Consider the following 476-nt stretch of genomic DNA (forward strand, 5'->3'; position numbering starts at 1 on the left):
CTGCTGCTCGACGATGGCCGCGACCCGGCGATAACAGACCGGATCGGCCAGACTGCTGCCACCAAACTTGTGTACATGACGACGCTTCACGCCCGCTGCTTCTGCCACCGCACTCTCTCCCTTTAATGCTGTCATTACTGCGCTACTCCCTCGGCGACGGCCAGCGCCCGGGCCAGATCGGCCACCAGATCGGGGCCGTGCTCGATGCCGACCGACAGGCGCAGCAGCTGGCCACTGATGCCGGCGCGCGCCTGCGCCTCCGGCGTCATGGCGCGGTGCGTCATGCTGGCCGGGTGGGCCACCAGGCTCTCGACCCCGCCGAGGGACTCGGCCACCGAGAAGAGCTCGAGGGCCGCCAGGAAGGCGCGGATCCCCGCCTCCCCCAGATTGAGCTCGAAACTTACCATGGCGCCGAAACCGGCTTGTTGACGGCGCGCAATCTCATGCCCCGGATGGGTGGGCAGGGAGGGGTGATA

General features: G+C 67.9%; 1 protein-coding gene. It reads right to left on the reverse strand.

Annotated features, from left to right (window positions below; translation table 11 throughout):
* Positions 1-134: 134 nt before the first annotated feature.
* Positions 135-476, reverse strand: a 342-nt coding sequence (locus tag BN1134_RS07260; protein ID WP_042046258.1) for a PLP-dependent transferase, incomplete at its 5' end; no start/stop codon positions are given.

Origin of the sequence: Aeromonas simiae, from assembly GCF_000820125.1 — a bacterium.
In the GTDB taxonomy this organism is placed as follows: domain Bacteria; phylum Pseudomonadota; class Gammaproteobacteria; order Enterobacterales; family Aeromonadaceae; genus Aeromonas; species Aeromonas simiae.